Annotated in this window: 1 pseudogene; it reads left to right on the forward strand. The window is 63.8% G+C overall.

The features are described 5' to 3' along the window. Positions 1-115: pseudogene (locus tag PROPJV5_RS12290) on the forward strand (IS481 family transposase); the annotation flags it as partial. Positions 116-492 lie beyond the last annotated feature (377 nt).

Raw genomic sequence — 492 nt, forward strand, 5'->3', positions numbered from 1 at the left:
CAACACATGGACCCACCACTACAACTACCATCGACCCCACACCGCCTGCGGCGACCAGCCCCCGGCCACACGCCTCCACACCCACGTCGACAACGTCATGACCAACTACACTTAGAGCCAAGAGGAGAGAGTTGAGGATCCAGCGGACCGGTGGTTGTCCTGTGGCCGCATGGGCCATCAACACCGAACCTGCCCGGTCCCCGCTGACTGCTCCGACGAAAGGGAAGGCTGTCGGCTCGATCACGAAGCCCCTTTGGTTGATGGCCACGGCCACTTCCGCTCACCGTGATCCCCTCATGACCTGCAGATGGTGGAGCCGCTCGCACCGTTTCATCAACGTCCCGATCAGACGAGCCCAGGACGCCCGGCGCGCCTTGCCAGGGGTTTTCCCCAGGTTCGGGTTGGGTCTTCCCGATGTGGCCGGGCCGGTGTGACGATGGGGACATCACGGGCCCTGGGGGTGATTGTCATGATCCGGTGGCGGATCGGTCT

It is taken from the genome of Propionibacterium ruminifibrarum (genome assembly GCF_900289195.1).
GTDB lineage: Bacteria > Actinomycetota > Actinomycetes > Propionibacteriales > Propionibacteriaceae > Propionibacterium > Propionibacterium ruminifibrarum.